The following is a 17,858-nucleotide window of genomic DNA, read 5'->3' on the forward strand; positions in this document are numbered from 1 at the left end:
CCTCCTCAGAAACGGAAATAAAGGAAGGGGTTGTAGGTGGCGTCCACCAGATAGGCGGTGGAGAGCAGCAGGCCGGCCATCAGCAGGACGGGGAGCAGGAGCTGCTTGCGCCGGACGGAGAGACGGCACCACAGCCGGGCCCCCAGGGGCACGGCGGCCGCGCAGGAGACAGCCAGGGTGGGGAGATAGGAGCGCAGGTAGTAGCGGAAGGCCCCGTCGGCCAGACCGCCCTCCGCCATGCCGAACATGGCCGCGAGATAGGCCCCCATGTGGCCGAAATCCTCAATGGCGAAGATGGCCCAGCTCACCGCCACCAGAAACAGGGTGTATACATGCCGTACCGCAGCGGGCAGGCGTTCCAGGAACTGGAGCAGGAAGAACTTCTCCAGAATGAGCAGCACCGCGAAGTACAGCCCCCAGAGCAGGAAGTTCCAGCTGGCGCCGTGCCAGATGCCGGTGGCCGCCCACACCACCAGAAGGTTGAAGAGCAGCCTGCCACGGCTCACCCGGTTGCCCCCCAGGGGGATATACAGGTACTCCCGGAACCAGGTGCCCAGGGAGATGTGCCACCGGCGCCAGAATTCCGTGATGGAGCGGGAGATATAGGGATAGTTGAAGTTGGGGCTGAACTCGAAGCCCAGCATCCGGCCCAGGCCGATGGCCATGTCGGAGTAGCCTGAGAAGTCGAAGTAGAGCTGGAGGGAAAACGCCAGGATGCCCAGCCAGGCCCCGGCGGTGGTGAGCTGCCCGGCGGGCATGGCCTTATAGGCGTCCCACAGCATACCCAGGTTGTTGGCCAGCAGCACCTTTTTGGCCAGTCCCACCACAAAGACCTGCACGCCGGAGGCAAACTGCTCGGGGGAGTGGGCACGGTGCTCCAGCTGATCGTCCAGATCCTTGTATTTGATGATGGGACCGGCGATGAGCTGGGGGAACAGGGTGACGAAGGTGCCGAAGGTAATGATGTTCTTCTGGCAGCGGGCGTCCCCACGGTAGACGTCGATGGTATAGCTCATGGTCTGGAAGGTGTAAAAGGAGATGCCGATGGGCAGACGGATGTTCAGTACCGGCAGGAAGCCCAGCCCCACTGCGGCGAGGGAGCGGGCGATAAAATCCCAGTATTTGAAGAAGAACAGCAGCGCCAGGTTGAACACCACCGACGAGGCCACCGCCAGCCGGGCGCCTTTGTCGTTGCCTCGCTCCTTGCACCGGGTGACCAGCATGCCGTGGGTGTAGTCGATGGCGATGGAGGCGAACATGATGAGGATGTACTTGGGCTCGCCCCACCCGTAGAAGATCAGGTTAAAGACCAGCAGCACCGCGTTGCGCAGGCGCAGGGGGGCGATATAGTAGATCAGCAGTACGATGGGCAGATAGAGGAACAGAAAATAAAGACTGGAAAAGACCAAGGGGCGTACCCTCCCGTCGTGCGAAATGAGAGCGCCCGGCGCGTATACCGGGCGCTCAGTTCAAAAGTATAGCGCAAAGAGCTTATTTTGTATAGGTGTTAAAGGCGGTCACGGCCGAATCGGCGTATTCCGTGACGGCGAAGAGGACGTAGCTGCCGCTGGTGACCAGCTTGTAGTTCTGCACCAGCTCCAGCTGGGCGGGCAGGTACTGGCTCCACTGCTCCTCCAGGTCGGCCTGGTGGGCCTGGAGGGCCTTTTTCACGGTGTCCATCTTGCCGTCCTTTACCTTGGCAATAAAGAACTCGGTGGCCTGTACGTTCATCAGGGGCATTTTGCAGATGTACTCCTCCAGATCACCGGCGTCGATGCCGTAGATGGAGGACAGCAGATCCGCGTCCAGATCGGTGAGGGTGGGCAGCTCATTTTTGGAGATGTCCGTCCAGATGGACTCCACCACGGAGACGGTGGGCGCAGGCGTGGGCTTGGCGGTGGGTGCGGCAGAGGGCTTGGAAGAAGGCCTGGCGGTGGGCGCGCTGCTGCTCTGGCTGTTGGGAGTGGCGGCGGGCTGAGTGGCCTCGGGGGCGGGAGTCTCAGCGGGAATGTCAGTGGCGCCGCCGGAGACAGGCGCGTCGCTGGGCTGGACGCCTGCGCCCTCGTCGGTGGGCGCAGGGGAGGGAGAGAGGGAGACCACGGGGGCGGAGGACTCGGGCGCGGGGCTGGAGGCGGGGGGCTGGCTGTCGCCGCAGGAGGCCAGCAGGCCCAGGGTGAGAACGCCGGCCAGAGCAAGGGAAGAGATCCGGTGATTCATATGTCTGATAACTCCTTTTGATCGTTGTATTTGACTGGTAAGAGAGACCGGCGGCCCGGGAGGCTTACCGGTTTCGTTATCCTTTGACGGAGGCGGAAGCAAAAAGTTCCCGGGAAATAAAGTTTATATAAATGGAGATTTTCCCCACTGGGGCACGGATGAAGTGACGGCAGGCAATAAAAAACGCAAGGATAAATACCGGAAGATTGTCTGTCCGCGCAGTACGGACAGACGGCCAATGAAATTTACAAACTCTTTACCCTTGCGTGGAGGACGGCTTTACAGAGTATCCGCTATACTGACGGTGTCCTCAAGAGACAGCAAATCAAACGGAAATGATCAGATTGGAGATCGAAGAAAATGAAAAAGTGGATCACTCTTGCTTTGTCCGGCGTTCTCACCCTGGGTCTGCTGGCCGGCTGCGGCAGCACACAGTCCGGCTCCGCCCCCGCCCCCACCCAGCCCGCCGCCTCTGAACCCGCCGCGCCCGCCGAGCTCTCCGGCGTGGTCAACACCGATGGTTCCACCTCCATGGAGAAGGTCATCGGCGCGCTGAGCGAGGCCTTCATGGAGCAGAACAAGGGCGTCACCGTCAACTACAGCGGCACCGGTTCCGGTACCGGCATCACCTCTGCCCAGTCCGGCGCCTGTGACATCGGCCTGTCCAGCCGCGACCTGAAGGCGGAGGAGACCGGCGTGGTGGCCACCGTGGTGGCCAAGGACGGCATCGCCATCATCGTCAACCCCCAGAATCCGGTAGCCGACCTGACTGTGGAGCAGATCGCCGCCCTGGCCACCGGCGAGATCAGCAACTGGAAGGACGTGGGCGGCAATGACGGCGCGGTGGCCTTCATCGGCCGCGAGGCCGGCTCCGGCACCCGTGACGGCTTTGAGTCCATCACCGGCACCTCCGACAAGTGCAAGTACACCAATGAGCTGACCTCTACCGGCGACGTGGTGGCCAACGTGGCCTCCAACCCCAATGCCATCGGCTACGCCTCCCTGTCCGCCGTGGATGAGACCGTGAAGGCCGTCACCGTGGGCGGCGTGGCCCCCAGCGAGGAGACCGTTCTGGACGGTACTTACGCCATTCAGCGTAACTTCAACCTCGTCACCAAGGAGGGCGCCGATCTGACCCCCGCTGCCCAGGCCTTCTTTGACTTCGCCACTTCCAAGGATGCCGCGGAGCTGATCGCTGCCGCCGGCGCCGTACCTGTGGCCAAATAACAAAAGTTTCCCCCTTCCCTTCACCCGGAGCCTCCCCGGCGATGTTTCTCCGCCGGGGAGGCCTTCGGGCATCCCACTGTTCTGAGAAAGGTCGTGCGGTATGATGGATGAGTGTGTCTCCAGGCCCGATCCTGCCGGGGACGGGACCCGGAGCGCCCGGGTCAGGCCCGGGGCGGTCCGGGTGAGCGGTGCTAAGCTGTTCGAGACCGTCATGTACGTGGTGTTCCTGCTCTGCGGCCTCATCGCCGTGGGCTTTGTGTGCTTCATCAGCGTCTATCTCATATGGTCCGGTCTGCCTGCCATCCGGGAGATCGGACTCATGGATTTCCTCTTCGGCAAGACTTGGGCCTCCACGGCAGCGGAGCCGGAGTTCGGCATCCTGCCCTTTATCCTCACCTCCATTTACGGCACGGCGGGGGCCATTGTCATCGGTGTGCCCGTGGGCTTTATGACCGCCGTGTTCCTGGCCAAGGTGGCGCCGCCCCGGCTGGCCGCCGTGGTCCGCCCGGCGGTGGACCTGCTTGCCGGCATCCCCTCGGTGGTGTACGGCCTCATCGGCATGATGGTGCTGGTGCCTGCCGTCCGGGAATGGTTCCATCTGCCTGACGGAGCCAGCCTCTTCGCGGCCATCATCGTGCTGGCCATCATGATACTGCCCTCCATTATCAGCGTGTCCGAGACCGCCCTCAAGGCGGTGCCCCGGGAATATGAGGAGGCCAGTCTGGCCCTGGGGGCCACCCATATTGAAACGGTATTCCGGGTATCGGTCCCCGCGGCCTCCAGCGGTATCGCCGCGTCGGTGGTGCTGGGCATCGGCCGTGCCATCGGCGAGGCCATGGCCATCATGATGGTGGCGGGCAACGTGGCCAACATGCCCTCCCTGTTCAAAAGCGTCCGCTTCCTTACCACTGCCGTGGCCAGCGAGATGAGTTATGCCGCCGTGGGCAGCCTTCAGCGCCAGGCCCTCTTCTCCATTGCGCTGGTGCTGTTCCTCTTCATCATGCTGATCAATGTAGCCCTCAACGCCCTGCTCAAACGCAAGACGGACTGATCTCCGCTTTCTTACATTCTTGGATTTTGGCAAGGAGAATGATATACTTATGCAAGCACGATCTCTCTCGGGCAGGCGCAGGCTCTATGACCGCACGCTGACTGCGCTGCTCTACTTCTGCGCGCTGCTGACCTGCGCGCTGCTGGTGTTCCTCATCGGCTATATCTTCCTGCGGGGATTGCCCCATGTGACCTGGGAGCTGCTGTCCACCAAGCCCAGCTACCTGCGGGACAGCATCGGCATCCTGCCAAACATCGTCAATACCGTCTATCTGGTGGTGCTGACGCTGCTTTTTACCCTGCCTCTGGGCGTGGGAGCGGCCATCTATCTCACTGAGTATGCCGGGAACCGCCGGCTGGTGTCGGTGATCGAGTTTGCCACTGAGACCCTCACCGGTATCCCCTCCATCATCTACGGCCTGGTGGGCATGCTCTTTTTCTGCGAGTTCCTGGGCCTTGGCAAGGCGCTGCTGGCCGGCGTCCTTACCCTGGTCATCATGACGCTGCCCACCATCATCCGCACCACCCAGGAGAGCCTGAAGACAGTTCCCCAGAGCTACCGCGAGGCCGCCCTGGGCCTGGGCGCGGGCAAGTGGCACATGATCCGCACGGTGGTGCTGCCCTCCTCGGTGGACGGTATCGTCACCGGCTGCATTCTGGCCGTGGGCCGCATCGTGGGCGAGTCGGCCGCCCTGCTCTTCACCGCCGGCATGGGCATGAGCCTCAACCGCTTTTTCGTCTGGACCGGAGACCTGGCGGGCAGCGCCGCGGCCACTCTGGACAGCTTTCTGCACAGCTCGGGCGCCAGTCTCACCGTGGCCCTGTACGTCTACGCCAAGGAGCGGGCCGAGTTTGACGTGGCTTTCGGCATCGCGGCCATCCTGATGATATTGACGCTGGTCATCAACCTGTCGGCCAAACTGGTGGGCCGCAGGCTGCGCCGCGCGTAAGGAGGTATCCGGTATGAAGGAAAACATCGTGCTCTCCGCGGAGAAGCTCAATCTCCACTATGGGACGGCCCACGCCCTCAAGGACGTGGATATCGACATCCCCGAAGGGCAGGTCACCGCGCTCATCGGACCCTCCGGCTGCGGAAAGTCCACCTTCCTCAAGACCCTGGACCGGATGAACGACCTGGTGCCCGGCGTGCGCATCGAGGGAAAGGTGCTCTACCGGGACCAGGACATCTACGCCCCCGGGCTGGACGTGACCTGGCTGCGCAAGCAGATCGGCATGGTATTCCAGAAGCCCAATCCCTTCCCCATGTCCATCTACGACAACATTGCCTACGGCCCCCGCACCCACGGCGTACGGAACAAGAGCCAGCTGGACGATATCGTGGAGCAGTCCCTCCGGGGGGCCGCCATCTGGGACGAGGTGAAGGACCGGCTGAAGAAGTCGGCGCTCTCCCTCTCAGGCGGGCAGCAGCAGCGCATCTGTATCGCCCGGGCCCTGGCGGTGGAGCCCGACGTGCTGCTGATGGATGAGGCCACCTCCGCCCTGGACCCCATCTCCACATCCAAGATCGAGGACCTGATCGCCGACCTGAAGGGCCGGTATACCATCGTCATCGTCACACACAATATGCAGCAGGCCACCCGCATTTCGGACAAGTGCGCCTTCTTCCTGCTGGGTGAGCTCATCGAGTTCGGCGATACCACCCAGCTCTTCTCGGTCCCCCGGGACAAGCGGACGGAGGACTACATCACCGGCCGCTTCGGATAACGGGGCAGCCGCCCCGGAGCGAGCCTCATTCCATAAGGAGGACTCAGATATGCGAAAAACCTTTGACGCCGAGCTCCAGGAGCTCAGCGCGGAGATGATCGATATGGCGGCCGCGGCGGAGGACGCCATTGACCTGGTAACGGCCTCGTTGGCCGCGCCGGACGACCGGCAGGCCCGGGAGGCCATCTCCCTGACCCATACCATGGACCAGACCGAGCGGGATATTGAAAACCGCTGCCTGCGGCTGCTGCTCCAGCAGCAGCCCGTGGCCCGGGACCTGCGGACCATCTCGGCCGCCCTGAAAATGGTCACCGACCTGCAGCGCATCGGCGACCAGTGCGCCAATATCGCGGAGATCTCGCTGCTGCTGGTGCGGGAGCCGGGCGGCTCCATCCCAAGCCACATCCGGGAAATGAGCCGGAAGGCGGGATACATGGTCAAGCGGGCCATCTTCGCCTACGCCAACCGGGACCAGAACGCCGCCGGCGAGGTCATCGGCCTGGATGATGCGGTGGATGAGCTGTTCCGCACGGTGAAGGGGGACCTGGTGGCCCTCATCCGGGAGAGCCAGGACAACGCCGACCGGGCCATCGACCTGATCATCATCGCAAAATACCTGGAGCGCATCGCGGACCACGCAGTCAACATCGCCCAGTGGGCCATCTACTGCGTCACCGGGACGCTGGTGGACCCCAGCTGATTTCACAAGGAGGGACGAGGGCTATGGCCAACACCATCGTGATCGTGGAGGATGACAGCAGCATCCGGGAGATGCTGCGCTATTATTTCCAGTCCACTGGGAACGATGTCCGGGCTTATGAGAGCGGCGAGGAATTTTTTGAGGCCGAGCGCGGACACGCCGCCCCCACGATCTACCTGCTGGACATCATGCTGCCCGGGATGGACGGACTGGAGATCCTGCGCCGGCTCCGGGCCGGCCGGGCCACCGCGGACGTGCCCGTCATCATGCTCACCGCCCGCACCGCCGAGATGGACCGGGTGGAGGGGCTGGAGAGCGGCGCCGACGACTATGTGGTCAAGCCCTTTGGATTGATGGAGCTCCAGGCCCGCATCAAGGCGGTGCTCCGCCGTACCCGGCGGGAGTCCCCCGTTCTCCGCTGCGGGGACCTGGAGATTGACAGCTCGGCCCGTACCGTACGCAAAGGCGGCGTGCCGGTGGAGCTGACTTACAAGGAATTCGAGCTGCTGCGGCTGCTGGCCTCTCACCGGGGGGCCGTGCTCAGCCGGGAGGAGATCCTGCGTACCGTGTGGGACTACGACTTCACCGGCGAGACCCGCACAGTGGATATGCACATCAAGGCCCTGCGGCAGAAGCTGGGGGACGATGTGATCGCCACGGTCCGCGGCGTGGGCTATAAGATGACTTAGGGGGCGTCGGGATGAAAAAGCGTTTGATGGGTTCCACTTTGATCATTGTTCTGGTATCTCTCCTGATCTCCAACGCGGCAGGCGTCTGGTTCCTGTTCAGCCAGCAGCGGGAGGATGCCCGGCAGAACCTGCGGGAGCTGCTGATCCTGATGGACAGCCAGAGCCAGACCACCGACGCCCAGGGGGCGGCGGAGCAGTTCCGACAGGCGGCGCCCGACAAGCGTCTTACCATCATCACGCCGGAGGGCGAGGTGCTGGTGGATACCAAAGCCGAAGGAGAACAGATGGGCGGCCATGCCGACCGGCCGGAGGTTATCACGGCCAAGGCCACCGGATGGGGCGAGGATACCCGGGCCTCCGACACGGTGGGAGTGCCCATGCTCTATGTAGCCAAACGGTTCACCGACGGCATGATCGGCCGGGCTTCCATGCCCCTCTCCTCCATTGACACGCTGGTCTGGCGGAGCATGACCGGTTTCCTGGTGGCCTCGGTAGCGGCGCTGCTGCTGGCCCTGGCCCTCTCCAGCCGGATGGCCCGCCGGGTGCTGGAGCCGCTGGAAGCGGTGAGCGGCGCCCTGACCGGGGTGCTCTCAGGCGCGTCCACCACGGTGCTGGACGCCTACCGGGGGGATGACGAGCTGCGCCCCATCCTGCGGTATATCGATAAGCTGGTGGAACGGCTGGGCGCCTCCATCCAGCACCTCACCGAGGAGCGGGACAAGGTGAACCTGATCCTGGACTGCATGGACGAGGGGTTCCTCCTGCTGGACGAAAAGGGGGGCCTGCTGGCCAGCAACCGGGCTGCCCGGGAACTGTTCGGCGCGCCCGAGGACGGCGGCGAGGCGGCGGGGCTCATGGTATTTACCCGCAGCCGCCGGCTGCGGGAGGCCACCGAGCAGTGCCACAGCCAGAAGAATTCGGTGGTGCTGGACGTGGCCGATCTGCCTGAGGCGGGCCGCAGCCTGCGGTTTTTCCTCTCGCCGGTCTCCGGACGGCAGTACGAGGGGCAGTCGGTTGGCACCGCCATCCTCATTTCCGACGTGACCGAGCTCAAGCGGGCCGAATCCATCCGTGCCGACTTTACCGCAAATGTGTCCCATGAGCTCAAAACGCCGCTGACCAGCATCAAGGGGTTCACCGACATGCTCTCCTCCGGCATGGTCACCTCCACCGAGGACCAGAAGCGTTTTTCCTCCCTGATCGGGGTGGAGGTGGACCGGCTCATCGTCCTTATCAACGATATTCTCAAGCTCTCGGAGCTGGAATCCCTTACCATGGAACAGGACGATTCCGACGCCCCGGTGCTGGCCACCGCCCGGGAGGCAGCCGACTTGCTGGCCATCAAGGCGGAGGAGTCCCAGGTGACGGTGACGGTCCGGGGCCGGGAATGTACCGCAGCCATCCCGGCGGCACGGCTGAAGGAGGTCATCCTCAACCTGACGGAAAACGGCATTAAATATAATCATACCGGTGGAAATGTAGATATATTGGTGGAAAATGTGGATGATTCTGTGACCATCACTGTGGCGGACACCGGCATCGGCATCCCGCCGGAAGCCCAGGACCGGGTATTTGAACGGTTCTACCGGGTGGACAAAGGACGCTCCCGGAAGGCGGGCGGTACCGGACTGGGGCTGGCCATCGTCAAGCATATCGTGGCGCTGTACGGCGGCTCCATTCACCTGGAGAGCCAGGTGGGCCAGGGCTCTGTGTTCCGCATCACGCTGCCTCAAAGCAAATGACGGCCTTCCTCTTCGGGCCGCCGTGAAACAGAAAACCCGCTGCCCTGCGGCAGCGGGTTTTTCATGTGTGAACGGGTCCGGGCCTATTTGCCGAGAGAGGATCCCTCAGTTGCGGCTGCGCCGTGCCGGGTCCCATCACAAGGGAGCCGGAGGAGGAATGAGCCTTTACCTGTGAAAAAAGAAATGTTATAATAATGTCTGCTGAATAAACCGCTTTGCGGTTTATTCGTGCGGCAGCAGCCGCACAATTGGATCAAAAGGGCCATTCTCAGCTCTTTTGATCGAATTCAGGCATTATAATAAAAAAGGAATCGACTGCGCGGCGGAAGGAGGGACCGGGATGAAGCGAAACCTGCTGGCACTGCTGTGCGCGGCGGTGCTGGTGCTGGCTCTCCTGCCCCTGGCGGCAGGCGCCGCCGGTGAGGTGCAGGTCTACCACCTGGCGGTCAACGACAAGCTCATCGACGCCGAGACCGGCCTCAGCGCCGCCAACATGCCGGTGGCGGTGGGAGGGATGATTTACGTCCCCTATACCACCTTTGACAAAAATGTCACCGGGGTGGACCTGGGGATCGCCTACGGACTGTATCAGGAGGGCAATACCCACACCCTTACCCTGTACAGCCTGGGCGGCACCATCGTGTTCGATATCAACGCCCAGACCTGCACGGTGAGCAACACCGGGATGAATCTGGACATGCGGGCCATCATCCGCAACGGAAAGGTCTATGTCCCGGCCAACGGCGTGTGTCAGTTTTTTGGCCTCCAGTACAGCTACCGGCCTACCCGGTCGGCGGGCGTGCTGATCCGGATCACGAACAATTACGCCGTGCTCAGCGATCTGAAATTCATGCAGTCGGCGGCCTCACTGATGCAGAATCGGTATGACAGGTACATGCAGAGTCTCGCTGTTACGCCCAGCCCCGTCCCCACCGGGAGCGGAACAGTGACCACGCCCCCTGCCGCCTCGGATGATCCGGACGAGCCCGGTGTCTGGGTGTACCTGGGGGTGGAATGTACCGACGGCGGCGGGGCCGAGCGTATTCTGGAGACGCTGGAGCGCTGGGGGGCCAGAGCGGTCTTTTTCTTCCGGCCGGAGGAGCTGGCCGGGCAGGAGGCGCTGGTGCGGCGTGTGCTGGGGGCCGGCCACCAGGTGGGCCTGCTGGTTGATGGCAGCAGCCTGGAGACTGCCCGGGCCGAGCTGGCCCGGGGAAACGATCTGCTGGAGCGTCTGGCCTGGACCAGAGTCCACACCGCCCGGCTCACCAATGAGAGCCGGGAGACGGCCCGCACCCTGGCCGGGGAGGGCTGGAAGCTGTGGAGCACCAGCGTGGACGGCCGTCCCGGCAAAGAAACCGGCTATCTCAACACCAACGCCATCGTCACCAAGGTCAAGTCCCGCCGCACAGCGGCCCGGCTCCTGCTCAATGACAGCGGCGCCACAGCCTCCAACCTGAGCCGGCTGCTGAACCGGCTGGAGGAGGAAAAGTGCGTCCTGCGCATCCCGCTGGAGACCGAGCTGGCCTGATCTGAACAGAAAGAGGAAAAAGACATGCGTAAGGTTTACATGGACAACGGCGCCACCTCCTACCCCAAGGCCCCCGGTGTGGGGGAGGCTATGGCCGACTATATCATCAACGTGGGCTGCAACATCGGTCGTGGCGGGTACGAGGCCGCCTATGACGCCGCCTCGCTGGCCCTGGAGACCCGGGAGCAGCTCAACCGGCTGGTAAAGGGCCCCGGTGTGCGGAACGTGATCTTCACCCCCGGCTCCACCCACTCCCTCAACTACCTCATCAAGGGCCTGCTCAAACCGGGCGACCGGGTGGTCACCTCCCCCATGGAGCACAACGGCGTGCTCCGTCCCCTGACCCAGCTTCAGGAGCAGGGAGTGGAGGTAGACTATCTGCCGTGCAATGATAAGGGCGAGCTGCTGCTTGAGCAGGTGGAGGAGCACCTGACTCCCGGCACCCGGGCGGTGGTACTCACCCATGCCTCCAATGTGTGCGGCACGGTGATGCCCGTCGGCGCGGTGGGAAAGCTGTGCCGGGAGCGGGGGATCTTCTTCCTGGTGGACGGCTCCCAGACGGTGGGGGCTATCCCGGTGGACATGGAGGACATGTGCATCGACGGGCTGGCCTTCCCCGGCCACAAGGCCCTGCTGGGCCCCCAGGGCATCGGCGGCATGGTGCTCACCGACGCGCTGGCCCGCTGTCTCACGCCCCTGGTGGCGGGAGGGACGGGAAGCGTGTCTCACGAGCTGGTGATGCCTGCCTTCCTGCCCGACCGCTTTGAGGCGGGTACGCTGAATCTGCCCGGTATCTACGGCCTCCATGCCGCCCTCTCCTATCTGGAGGAGCAGGGGGAGGACCTGCGGCGGCGGGAGCACAAGGTGGCCTGCCACCTGTGGGCCCGGCTGAAGGAGCTGGAGGAGGACGGCATCCGGGTGGTGGGCACCGACGATCTGGACATGCGCACCGGCGTGGTGTCGGTGGACTTCCTCCACGGCGACAACGGCGAGATGGCCTTCCGGCTGGAGCAGGAATATGGTATTGCCACCCGGTGCGGGCTCCACTGCGCTCCCACCGCCCACCAGACCCTGGGCACCTTCCCCCAGGGCACCGTGCGCTTCTCGGTGGGCCCCTTTACCACCTTCGAAGAGGTGGACTATGTGCAGGGAGCAGTGGAGGAGCTGCTGAAAGGCTGAAAACAAGCCCCGGAATTATGCATGGCATAAAAACATCCGCGGACGATGCCGTCCGCGGATGTTTTGCGTATAAGAAGGCCCCGACGAGGAGCTGCGGGGAGCGGTTCCATGTCGGGGCCTTAATTATTTTTTAGAAGTCGGCGTTTCCAACGGTACGGGGATGCAGCTGCCTCCCCATGCGGTCATGACCGCATGGGGGCCCCGAAGATTGGACATGCTCGGCGGAAGTGAATTCCGCCTGCGCCAAGGTTTTGGCTGTGCCAAAACGCTTGAACGGCGCTTGCGCGCCGCCCCATCAAAGATGGGGCCCCGACGCGGAACTGTGGGAAGCGGTTCCACATCGGGGCGCTGTTCGTTTTCTTAGAAGTCGGCGTTTCCTACGGTACGCGGGTGCAGCTCCACGTCGCGGATGTTGGAGATGCCGGTGAGGTACATGACCATGCGCTCGAAGCCCAGACCGAAACCGGCATGCTTGCAGGAGCCGTAGCGCCGCAGATCCAGATACCACCAGTAGTCCTTGGGATCCATGCCAAGCTCTCTGATACGAGCCTCCAGCAGGTCCAGCCGCTCCTCACGCTGGGAGCCGCCGATGATCTCGCCGATGCCGGGGACCAGACAGTCGGCGGCGGCCACGGTCTTGCCGTCGTCGTTGAGACGCATATAGAAGGCCTTGATGTCCTTGGGATAGTCGGTGACGAACACGGGCTTTTTGAAGACCTGCTCGGTGAGGTAGCGCTCGTGCTCGGTTTGCAGGTCGCAGCCCCACTCCACCTTGTAGTCGAACTTGTCGTTGTTCTTCTTGAGGATCTCCACCGCGTCGGTGTAGGTCACACGGCCAAAGTCGGAAGAGGCCACGTGCTGCAGCCGTTCCTTCAGGCCCTTGTCCACGAAGGAGGAGAAGAAGTCCATCTCGTCGGGGCACTTCTCCATCACGGTGTTGATGATATACTTGATCATGTCCTCGGCCACTTCCATGTCGCCGGCCAGATCACAGAAGGCCATCTCGGGCTCGATCATCCAGAACTCGGCAGCGTGGCGCTGAGTGTTGGAGTTCTCCGCCCGGAAGGTGGGGCCGAAGGTGTAGACGTTGCCGAAGGCCATGGCGAAGTTCTCGGCGTTGAGCTGGCCGGACACGGTGAGATTGGCACGCTTGCCGAAGAAGTCCTGGCTCCAGTCCACGCTGCCGTCGGCCAGGCGGGGCGGATTGTTCATGTCCAGCGTGGTCACCTGGAACATCTCACCGGCGCCCTCGCAGTCGCTGGCGGTGATGATGGGGGTGTGGACATACACGAAGCCCCGGTCCTGGAAGAAGCAGTGGACGGCGTGGGCCGCCACGCTGCGCACCCGGAAAGCGGCGGAGAACAGGTTGGTGCGGGGACGCAGGTGCTGGATGGTGCGCAGGTACTCCACGCTGTGGCGCTTCTTCTGCAGAGGATAGTCGGGGGTGGAGGCACCCTCTACGGTAATGGAGGCGGCCTTGACCTCCAGAGGCTGCTTGGCGCCGGGGGTGAGGACCACGGTGCCGGTCACCACGAAAGAGGTGCCCACATTGCACTTGGCGATCTCCTTGAAATTGGCGACCTCGCCGTCGGCAAAGACGACCTGAAGGTTCCGGAAGCAGGAGCCGTCGTTCAGCTCGATAAAGCCGAAGGTCTTCATATCGCGGATGGTGCGGGCCCAGCCGCAGACGGTGACGGTCTGGCCGCCGAAGGCGCCCTGATCCGCGAAGATTTGTGCAATGGTGGTTCGTTTCATTGTGGTCCCCTCATTTCAGTGGTGTATATCCGAGATCGGATGATCGAATATTGGTAGTATAGCCCCTTCCTCTGAAATTTTCAAGCCTTTGCGGCAAAAACAGGGCTTTCGGGTCAGGATGGGGACTGATCCTTCCGTTCCCGGCGGCGCAGCAGGGCAAAGACGCCCCAGGCCAGGGCATAGCCCAGCAGGATAGCGGCGGCCACGGCCAGCCAGAAGAGAAAGGCCAGCTGCCAGAAGAATCCGGACTGATTGAACCACACCTGCAGGGCCAGAAAGAGGGGAACGAGCGCGGTCAGGGGGACCAAAAAGCGCAGAAAACGGAGCTTGGAAGAGCGGGAACGGGGGCGGTGAAGAAGAAAGAGCTGGAGCAGGAGGGCAGCCAGCATGGGGCCCAGGAGAAAGAGCAGCAGTTCCGGCATGGCAGTCACCTCTCCCCGGCGGCCGGCGGGGCCTTTTTATGCCGGGCGGAGGCCGCGCCGGCGAGACCGCCCGCCAGGGCGGCGCAAAACACCACGCCGCAGTGGAAGAGGGCGCTGGAGTTGAACAGAAGAAAGACCACGGGAAGGTAACACAGGGCGCAGAAGGGAGGGTAGAGGGGGCAGAACCCCTGCCGTTTTCCCAGAGACAGACCGGAGAAAAATCCGCCCACCGGAAGCAGAAGATAGGGAAGCAGCAGTCCCGTGAGCACCGGCACGTCCCGGGCATCCAGCGCCCGGAGGACAAAAGGCAGCACGTCGCACAGCAGCAGGGCGAAGAAAAAGTAGGGCAGGGTCTCCCGCCATTTGAAGAGGGAGGGACCGGGGGCGAGGCCCAGCTTCTCCCGGATGGCTGCCACCTCGGCGTACCAGCCCACCCAGCGCCCCAGCCAGACCAGGAGATAGATCAGGGTAAAGGGGAACAGAAAGGTGAGGGCCAGTCCTGGCCAGGGTTCCGGGGAAAAGTTCAGCACCGCCCAGGCCCACAGGGTCAGGGCCATGAGGGCGAAGTGGAGCGCCGAGCGCCGCAGCAGAGAGCCGCCCGCATCGGCAAAGGGCAGGGTGGCCACGGCGGTCTCGGCCCCGAAGGCGAACCAGAGGAGAAAACCCAGGACCGCCCCCAGGGTTTCCGGGACATGGGAGTTGTAGCAGAAGGTAAAATCAAAGGACAGCGGGACGCCGAACAGGCTTCCCGGCTGGGTGAGCCACGCCAGCAGCAGATAAGCGGCCATCCCCAGAATTCCGCCCGCCAGGATGCGAATGAGCCATTGCCGTTTGATATCGCGCATGATGTTACCTCCTTTTCAGCCCGCCCCATGGGGGAGGCTTTTACAGTCCCAACGCATCCCTGATCTTCTTCACATACCGGCGGGAGACATAACAGGCCGTCCCGCCCTCCAGGGTCATCTTGATGGTGCCCGAGAGCTTCAGATCCAGGGCGGTCACTTTCTTCAGATTGACCATCTCGGAGTGAGAGATCCGCACGAAGGTGTGCCGGTCCAGGGCCCCTTCCAGCTCGTAAAGCCGCTGCTTCACCAGGAAGTCCCCTGTGGCCGTTTGGACCCGGACCTCCTTCTGATCGGCGTAGAACCGCAGGATCTCCGCCGGCTCCAGCGGGACGGCCCGGTCCCCGGCAAAGCCCAGGAGCCGCCCCTCCGGCTCCCCCCGGACCCGCCGGAGCAGGTCACGGACCTCCGGGGTCTCCGCCGGAGCGGTGACGGTGACGGTCACGTCCTTGCAGGATGGGTCTACCCGCAGCTCTACCTTCATCTCCCACACCTCCTTTCCCCTTCAATATAGTGAAAAAAAGGCCGTCTGTCCACTGTTTTTGGACAGGCGGCCTCTTGGCGGGGATAATCGGTCAGCTGATGGCCTCGCTTCCGATGGAATAGGTCCAGGACCCGTCCCCGGAGCGGCGGGCGGTGCAGCCGGTGAAGAAATAGGCCCCCAGGCCGGAGCGCCACTTCTGGGCGTCAAAGCCCGCTTCGGCGGAGCCGGAAAGGGTGAAGAGGCAGCCGTCCTCCCAGTACAGCTCCTTGCCGTCGATATAGCCCTCCTCCACCAGCTCGTCATAGGAGGCCTCCAGAGGGACGATGCCGTGGAGCTCACCGAAGCGCCAGGCCACGGCGGATTTTTCCGCGCCGCTCAGGTCAGTAAGGTCGGACAGGTCCACGCCCAGCTCCGTGATGCCGTCGTTCAGGCCCGGGTCCGCCGCCCACAGGTCCTCCAGCACCTGGAGGTAGAGCCCGCAGCGGTCATCAATGGAGGCGGTCTCCCCGGCGATGGCCGTCACCCCGGAGGGCTGGGCGGGATAGGTCTCCATGATGCTGCCGTCGAACGTCACACGGATACGCATACCATCCCGCAGGTCCTGCCAGGAGGCGGCGTTTCCGTCTACAGTGACGGATACCGTCTCAACGCCGGCGCCCACACGGAATACGGCACCGGCGGAGCCGTCAGCCTCCGCCAGGAGCAGGCTGCCGTCCTCCGCACCGTCCACGATGACGCAGTCCAGAGCGGGGGAAGAAGAGGAATCGGGGGAGGGGGCGGCGCCGGCATGGCCGCAGGCAGAGAGCAGGAAGAGGGCCAGCGTCAGGCCCAGAAGCCCGGTCAGGCGTTTCATGGGATCGGCCTCCTTTGTTTTGATACCGGTTAGACGAAAGCGGGTCAAATTGGTTCCGCAAAAATAAAAAATAGGGGTTGACATTGGAATAAAATCAGTTATACTAAACATGTGATTACCAATCTAAATAAAAGCTTAAACAAGGGGGCGCGGGCATGACTCAGCGGGAACGGCAGCTGCTCCGGTGGATCGAGGAAAATCCGCTCATCTCACAGCAGGAGCTGGCGGAGAAGGCGGGGATCACCCGCTCCTCGGTGGCGGTGCACATCTCCAACCTGATGAAAAAGGGATATATCGAGGGCAAAGGGTATATCGTTCATACCGCGCCCTACGCCGTGGTCATCGGCGGCGTGAATATGGACATCGGCGGCCGGCCGGCGCGGAAGCTGGTGCCTCAGGACTCCAACCCCGGTCGGGTGCGTATGAGCCTGGGCGGCGTGGGGCGGAACATCGCCCATAACATGAGCCTGCTGGGGGTGGATGTGCGGATGCTCACCGCCTTCGGCGACGACCTGCACGCCCAGAAGATCGCGGCCTCCTGCGGGGAGCTGGGCATCGACATCTCCCACGCGCTGCAGGTTCCGGGGGCGGCCACCTCCACCTATCTCTTTATTGCCGACGAGCGGGGAGACATGGTGCTGGCGGTGTCCGACATGGAGATCTACTCCCACATCACCCCCGCCTGGCTGGCCACCCGGCAGCCCCTGCTGGACAACGCCCAGCTCATTGTCTTTGACACCAATATTCCGGAGGAGAGCATCGCCTGGCTGGCCGAGCACGCCAAGGTCCCGCTGTTCTCCGACCCGGTCTCCACCGCCAAGGCGGAGAAGCTCCGCCCCGTGCTGGGCAGGCTCCACACCCTCAAGCCCAACCGCATTGAGGCCGAGCTCCTCTCCGGCGTGCCCATTACCGACGGCGGGAGCCTGGAGCGGGCGGCAGAGGCCCTTCTGGCCACCGGGCTGCACCGGGTGTTCATCAGCCTGGGCGGAGACGGCATGTTTGCCGCCGACCACCTGGGCGGCCGGGTCCGGGTGCCCTGCTGCCCCGGAGAGATGGTGAACACCACCGGCTGCGGAGACGCCGCCATGGCCGCCGTGGCCTGGGCCTATCTGGAGGGCACCGACCTGGAGGGCACCGCCCGGGCCGCTCTGGCCGCCGGCGCCATCGCCATGGAGAGCGGCGAGACCATCAACCCCGCCATGAGCGCTGAAGCGCTGAAGGAGCGGATGGCCCAATAGACAGAGCAGACTGTAAGCGCTCGACGCGAGCGGAAGCGAGCCGCGCTTTGCGCGTAAAAACGCCGCAGGCGTTTTCCGCAGGCGGAATTCAGTTCCGCCGAGGAAGTAAGGGTCTGGGGCCCCGGGGGGGGGGGGGGGCGGCCGGGCCGGCCGCGCGCGCCCCCCCACACCACCCCCACCCCCCAAGCGCACAACCACAGGCTGTGG

General features: G+C 63.5%; 17 protein-coding genes. 10 read left to right on the forward strand and 7 right to left on the reverse strand.

Annotation, left to right across the window (positions count from 1 at the left end; translation table 11 throughout):
- Positions 1-5: 5 nt before the first annotated feature.
- Positions 6-1,409 carry an MBOAT family O-acyltransferase gene (locus ACTNBZ_RS12395; protein WP_441210310.1) on the reverse strand — a complete coding sequence of 468 codons (1,404 nt, stop codon included), beginning with the start codon at positions 1,407-1,409 and terminating at the stop codon, positions 6-8.
- An 82-nt stretch (positions 1,410-1,491) separates the two neighbouring features.
- Positions 1,492-2,217, reverse strand: a complete 726-nt coding sequence (locus ACTNBZ_RS12400) for a DUF4358 domain-containing protein (protein WP_441210312.1) — start codon at positions 2,215-2,217, stop codon at positions 1,492-1,494.
- A 360-nt stretch (positions 2,218-2,577) separates the two neighbouring features.
- On the opposite strand from ACTNBZ_RS12400, the gene ACTNBZ_RS12405 reads away from it, so the two are divergent.
- From ACTNBZ_RS12405 to ACTNBZ_RS12445, 9 genes are all read left to right on the forward strand, one after another.
- Positions 2,578-3,444 (forward strand): phosphate ABC transporter substrate-binding protein, encoded by an 867-nt coding sequence (locus ACTNBZ_RS12405; protein WP_441210314.1) that lies wholly within the window; start codon positions 2,578-2,580, stop codon positions 3,442-3,444.
- A gap of 211 nt (positions 3,445-3,655) precedes the next feature.
- Positions 3,656-4,495, forward strand: a complete 840-nt coding sequence (gene pstC, locus ACTNBZ_RS12410) for a phosphate ABC transporter permease subunit PstC (RefSeq protein ID WP_441210341.1) — start codon at positions 3,656-3,658, stop codon at positions 4,493-4,495.
- A gap of 49 nt (positions 4,496-4,544) precedes the next feature.
- Positions 4,545-5,444, forward strand: coding sequence for a phosphate ABC transporter permease PstA (gene pstA / locus ACTNBZ_RS12415; protein WP_441210316.1), 900 nt, complete (start codon positions 4,545-4,547; stop codon positions 5,442-5,444).
- A 13-nt stretch (positions 5,445-5,457) separates the two neighbouring features.
- Complete coding sequence (gene pstB, locus ACTNBZ_RS12420; protein ID WP_441210318.1) at positions 5,458-6,219, forward strand: phosphate ABC transporter ATP-binding protein PstB; 762 nt, start codon at positions 5,458-5,460, stop codon at positions 6,217-6,219.
- A gap of 49 nt (positions 6,220-6,268) precedes the next feature.
- Complete coding sequence (phoU, locus tag ACTNBZ_RS12425) at positions 6,269-6,919, forward strand: phosphate signaling complex protein PhoU (RefSeq protein WP_441210320.1); 651 nt, start codon at positions 6,269-6,271, stop codon at positions 6,917-6,919.
- 23 nt (positions 6,920-6,942) lie between these two features.
- On the forward strand, positions 6,943-7,608 hold the full coding sequence (locus ACTNBZ_RS12430) for a response regulator transcription factor (protein ID WP_441210322.1): 666 nt from the start codon (positions 6,943-6,945) through the stop codon (positions 7,606-7,608).
- An 11-nt stretch (positions 7,609-7,619) separates the two neighbouring features.
- Positions 7,620-9,350 (forward strand): ATP-binding protein, encoded by a 1,731-nt coding sequence (locus ACTNBZ_RS12435; RefSeq protein WP_441210324.1) that lies wholly within the window; start codon positions 7,620-7,622, stop codon positions 9,348-9,350.
- Between the two features lie 340 nt (positions 9,351-9,690).
- Entirely contained in the window at positions 9,691-10,878 is a 1,188-nt protein-coding gene (locus ACTNBZ_RS12440) for a stalk domain-containing protein (protein WP_441210326.1), read from the forward strand.
- A gap of 24 nt (positions 10,879-10,902) precedes the next feature.
- Complete coding sequence (locus ACTNBZ_RS12445; protein ID WP_441210328.1) at positions 10,903-12,057, forward strand: aminotransferase class V-fold PLP-dependent enzyme; 1,155 nt, start codon at positions 10,903-10,905, stop codon at positions 12,055-12,057.
- Between the two features lie 360 nt (positions 12,058-12,417).
- Here ACTNBZ_RS12445 and asnS read toward each other — a convergent pair whose 3' ends face one another.
- From asnS to ACTNBZ_RS12470, 5 genes are all read right to left on the reverse strand, one after another.
- Complete coding sequence (gene asnS, locus ACTNBZ_RS12450; RefSeq protein ID WP_441210329.1) at positions 12,418-13,812, reverse strand: asparagine--tRNA ligase; 1,395 nt, start codon at positions 13,810-13,812, stop codon at positions 12,418-12,420.
- 113 nt (positions 13,813-13,925) lie between these two features.
- On the reverse strand, positions 13,926-14,234 hold the full coding sequence (locus tag ACTNBZ_RS12455) for a hypothetical protein (protein WP_441210331.1): 309 nt from the start codon (positions 14,232-14,234) through the stop codon (positions 13,926-13,928).
- Positions 14,235-14,239: 5 nt separating this feature from the next.
- Positions 14,240-15,079 carry a DUF3021 family protein gene (locus tag ACTNBZ_RS12460; RefSeq protein ID WP_441210333.1) on the reverse strand — a complete coding sequence of 280 codons (840 nt, stop codon included), beginning with the start codon at positions 15,077-15,079 and terminating at the stop codon, positions 14,240-14,242.
- Between the two features lie 40 nt (positions 15,080-15,119).
- Entirely contained in the window at positions 15,120-15,560 is a 441-nt protein-coding gene (locus tag ACTNBZ_RS12465) for a LytTR family DNA-binding domain-containing protein (protein WP_441210335.1), read from the reverse strand.
- Between the two features lie 91 nt (positions 15,561-15,651).
- Complete coding sequence (locus ACTNBZ_RS12470) at positions 15,652-16,413, reverse strand: hypothetical protein (protein ID WP_441210337.1); 762 nt, start codon at positions 16,411-16,413, stop codon at positions 15,652-15,654.
- A gap of 155 nt (positions 16,414-16,568) precedes the next feature.
- On the opposite strand from ACTNBZ_RS12470, the gene ACTNBZ_RS12475 reads away from it, so the two are divergent.
- A complete protein-coding gene (locus tag ACTNBZ_RS12475) occupies positions 16,569-17,651 on the forward strand; it encodes a PfkB family carbohydrate kinase (RefSeq protein ID WP_441210339.1) in 1,083 nt (360 codons plus the stop codon).
- Positions 17,652-17,858: the final 207 nt, after the last annotated feature.

The sequence above is a fragment of the Pseudoflavonifractor sp. HCP28S3_F10 genome (assembly GCF_052065415.1).
Classification (GTDB): Bacteria; Bacillota; Clostridia; order Oscillospirales; family Oscillospiraceae; genus Pseudoflavonifractor_A.

Bases quoted from the DNA above. Each gene is read 5' to 3' on its own strand.
- ACTNBZ_RS12400 (WP_441210312.1), bottom strand. From the start codon at position 2,217: ATGAATCACCGGATCTCTTCCCTTGCTCTGGCCGGCGTTCTCACCCTG.
- ACTNBZ_RS12405 (WP_441210314.1), top strand. From the start codon at position 2,578: ATGAAAAAGTGGATCACTCTTGCTTTGTCCGGCGTTCTCACCCTGGGT.
- pstC (WP_441210341.1), top strand. From the start codon at position 3,656: ATGTACGTGGTGTTCCTGCTCTGCGGCCTCATCGCCGTGGGCTTTGTG.
- pstA (WP_441210316.1), top strand. From the start codon at position 4,545: ATGCAAGCACGATCTCTCTCGGGCAGGCGCAGGCTCTATGACCGCACG.
- pstB (WP_441210318.1), top strand. From the start codon at position 5,458: ATGAAGGAAAACATCGTGCTCTCCGCGGAGAAGCTCAATCTCCACTAT.
- phoU (WP_441210320.1), top strand. From the start codon at position 6,269: ATGCGAAAAACCTTTGACGCCGAGCTCCAGGAGCTCAGCGCGGAGATG.
- ACTNBZ_RS12430 (WP_441210322.1), top strand. From the start codon at position 6,943: ATGGCCAACACCATCGTGATCGTGGAGGATGACAGCAGCATCCGGGAG.
- ACTNBZ_RS12435 (WP_441210324.1), top strand. From the start codon at position 7,620: ATGAAAAAGCGTTTGATGGGTTCCACTTTGATCATTGTTCTGGTATCT.
- ACTNBZ_RS12440 (WP_441210326.1), top strand. From the start codon at position 9,691: ATGAAGCGAAACCTGCTGGCACTGCTGTGCGCGGCGGTGCTGGTGCTG.
- ACTNBZ_RS12445 (WP_441210328.1), top strand. From the start codon at position 10,903: ATGCGTAAGGTTTACATGGACAACGGCGCCACCTCCTACCCCAAGGCC.
- asnS (WP_441210329.1), bottom strand. From the start codon at position 13,812: ATGAAACGAACCACCATTGCACAAATCTTCGCGGATCAGGGCGCCTTC.
- ACTNBZ_RS12455 (WP_441210331.1), bottom strand. From the start codon at position 14,234: ATGCCGGAACTGCTGCTCTTTCTCCTGGGCCCCATGCTGGCTGCCCTC.
- ACTNBZ_RS12460 (WP_441210333.1), bottom strand. From the start codon at position 15,079: ATGCGCGATATCAAACGGCAATGGCTCATTCGCATCCTGGCGGGCGGA.
- ACTNBZ_RS12465 (WP_441210335.1), bottom strand. From the start codon at position 15,560: ATGAAGGTAGAGCTGCGGGTAGACCCATCCTGCAAGGACGTGACCGTC.
- ACTNBZ_RS12470 (WP_441210337.1), bottom strand. From the start codon at position 16,413: ATGAAACGCCTGACCGGGCTTCTGGGCCTGACGCTGGCCCTCTTCCTG.
- ACTNBZ_RS12475 (WP_441210339.1), top strand. From the start codon at position 16,569: ATGACTCAGCGGGAACGGCAGCTGCTCCGGTGGATCGAGGAAAATCCG.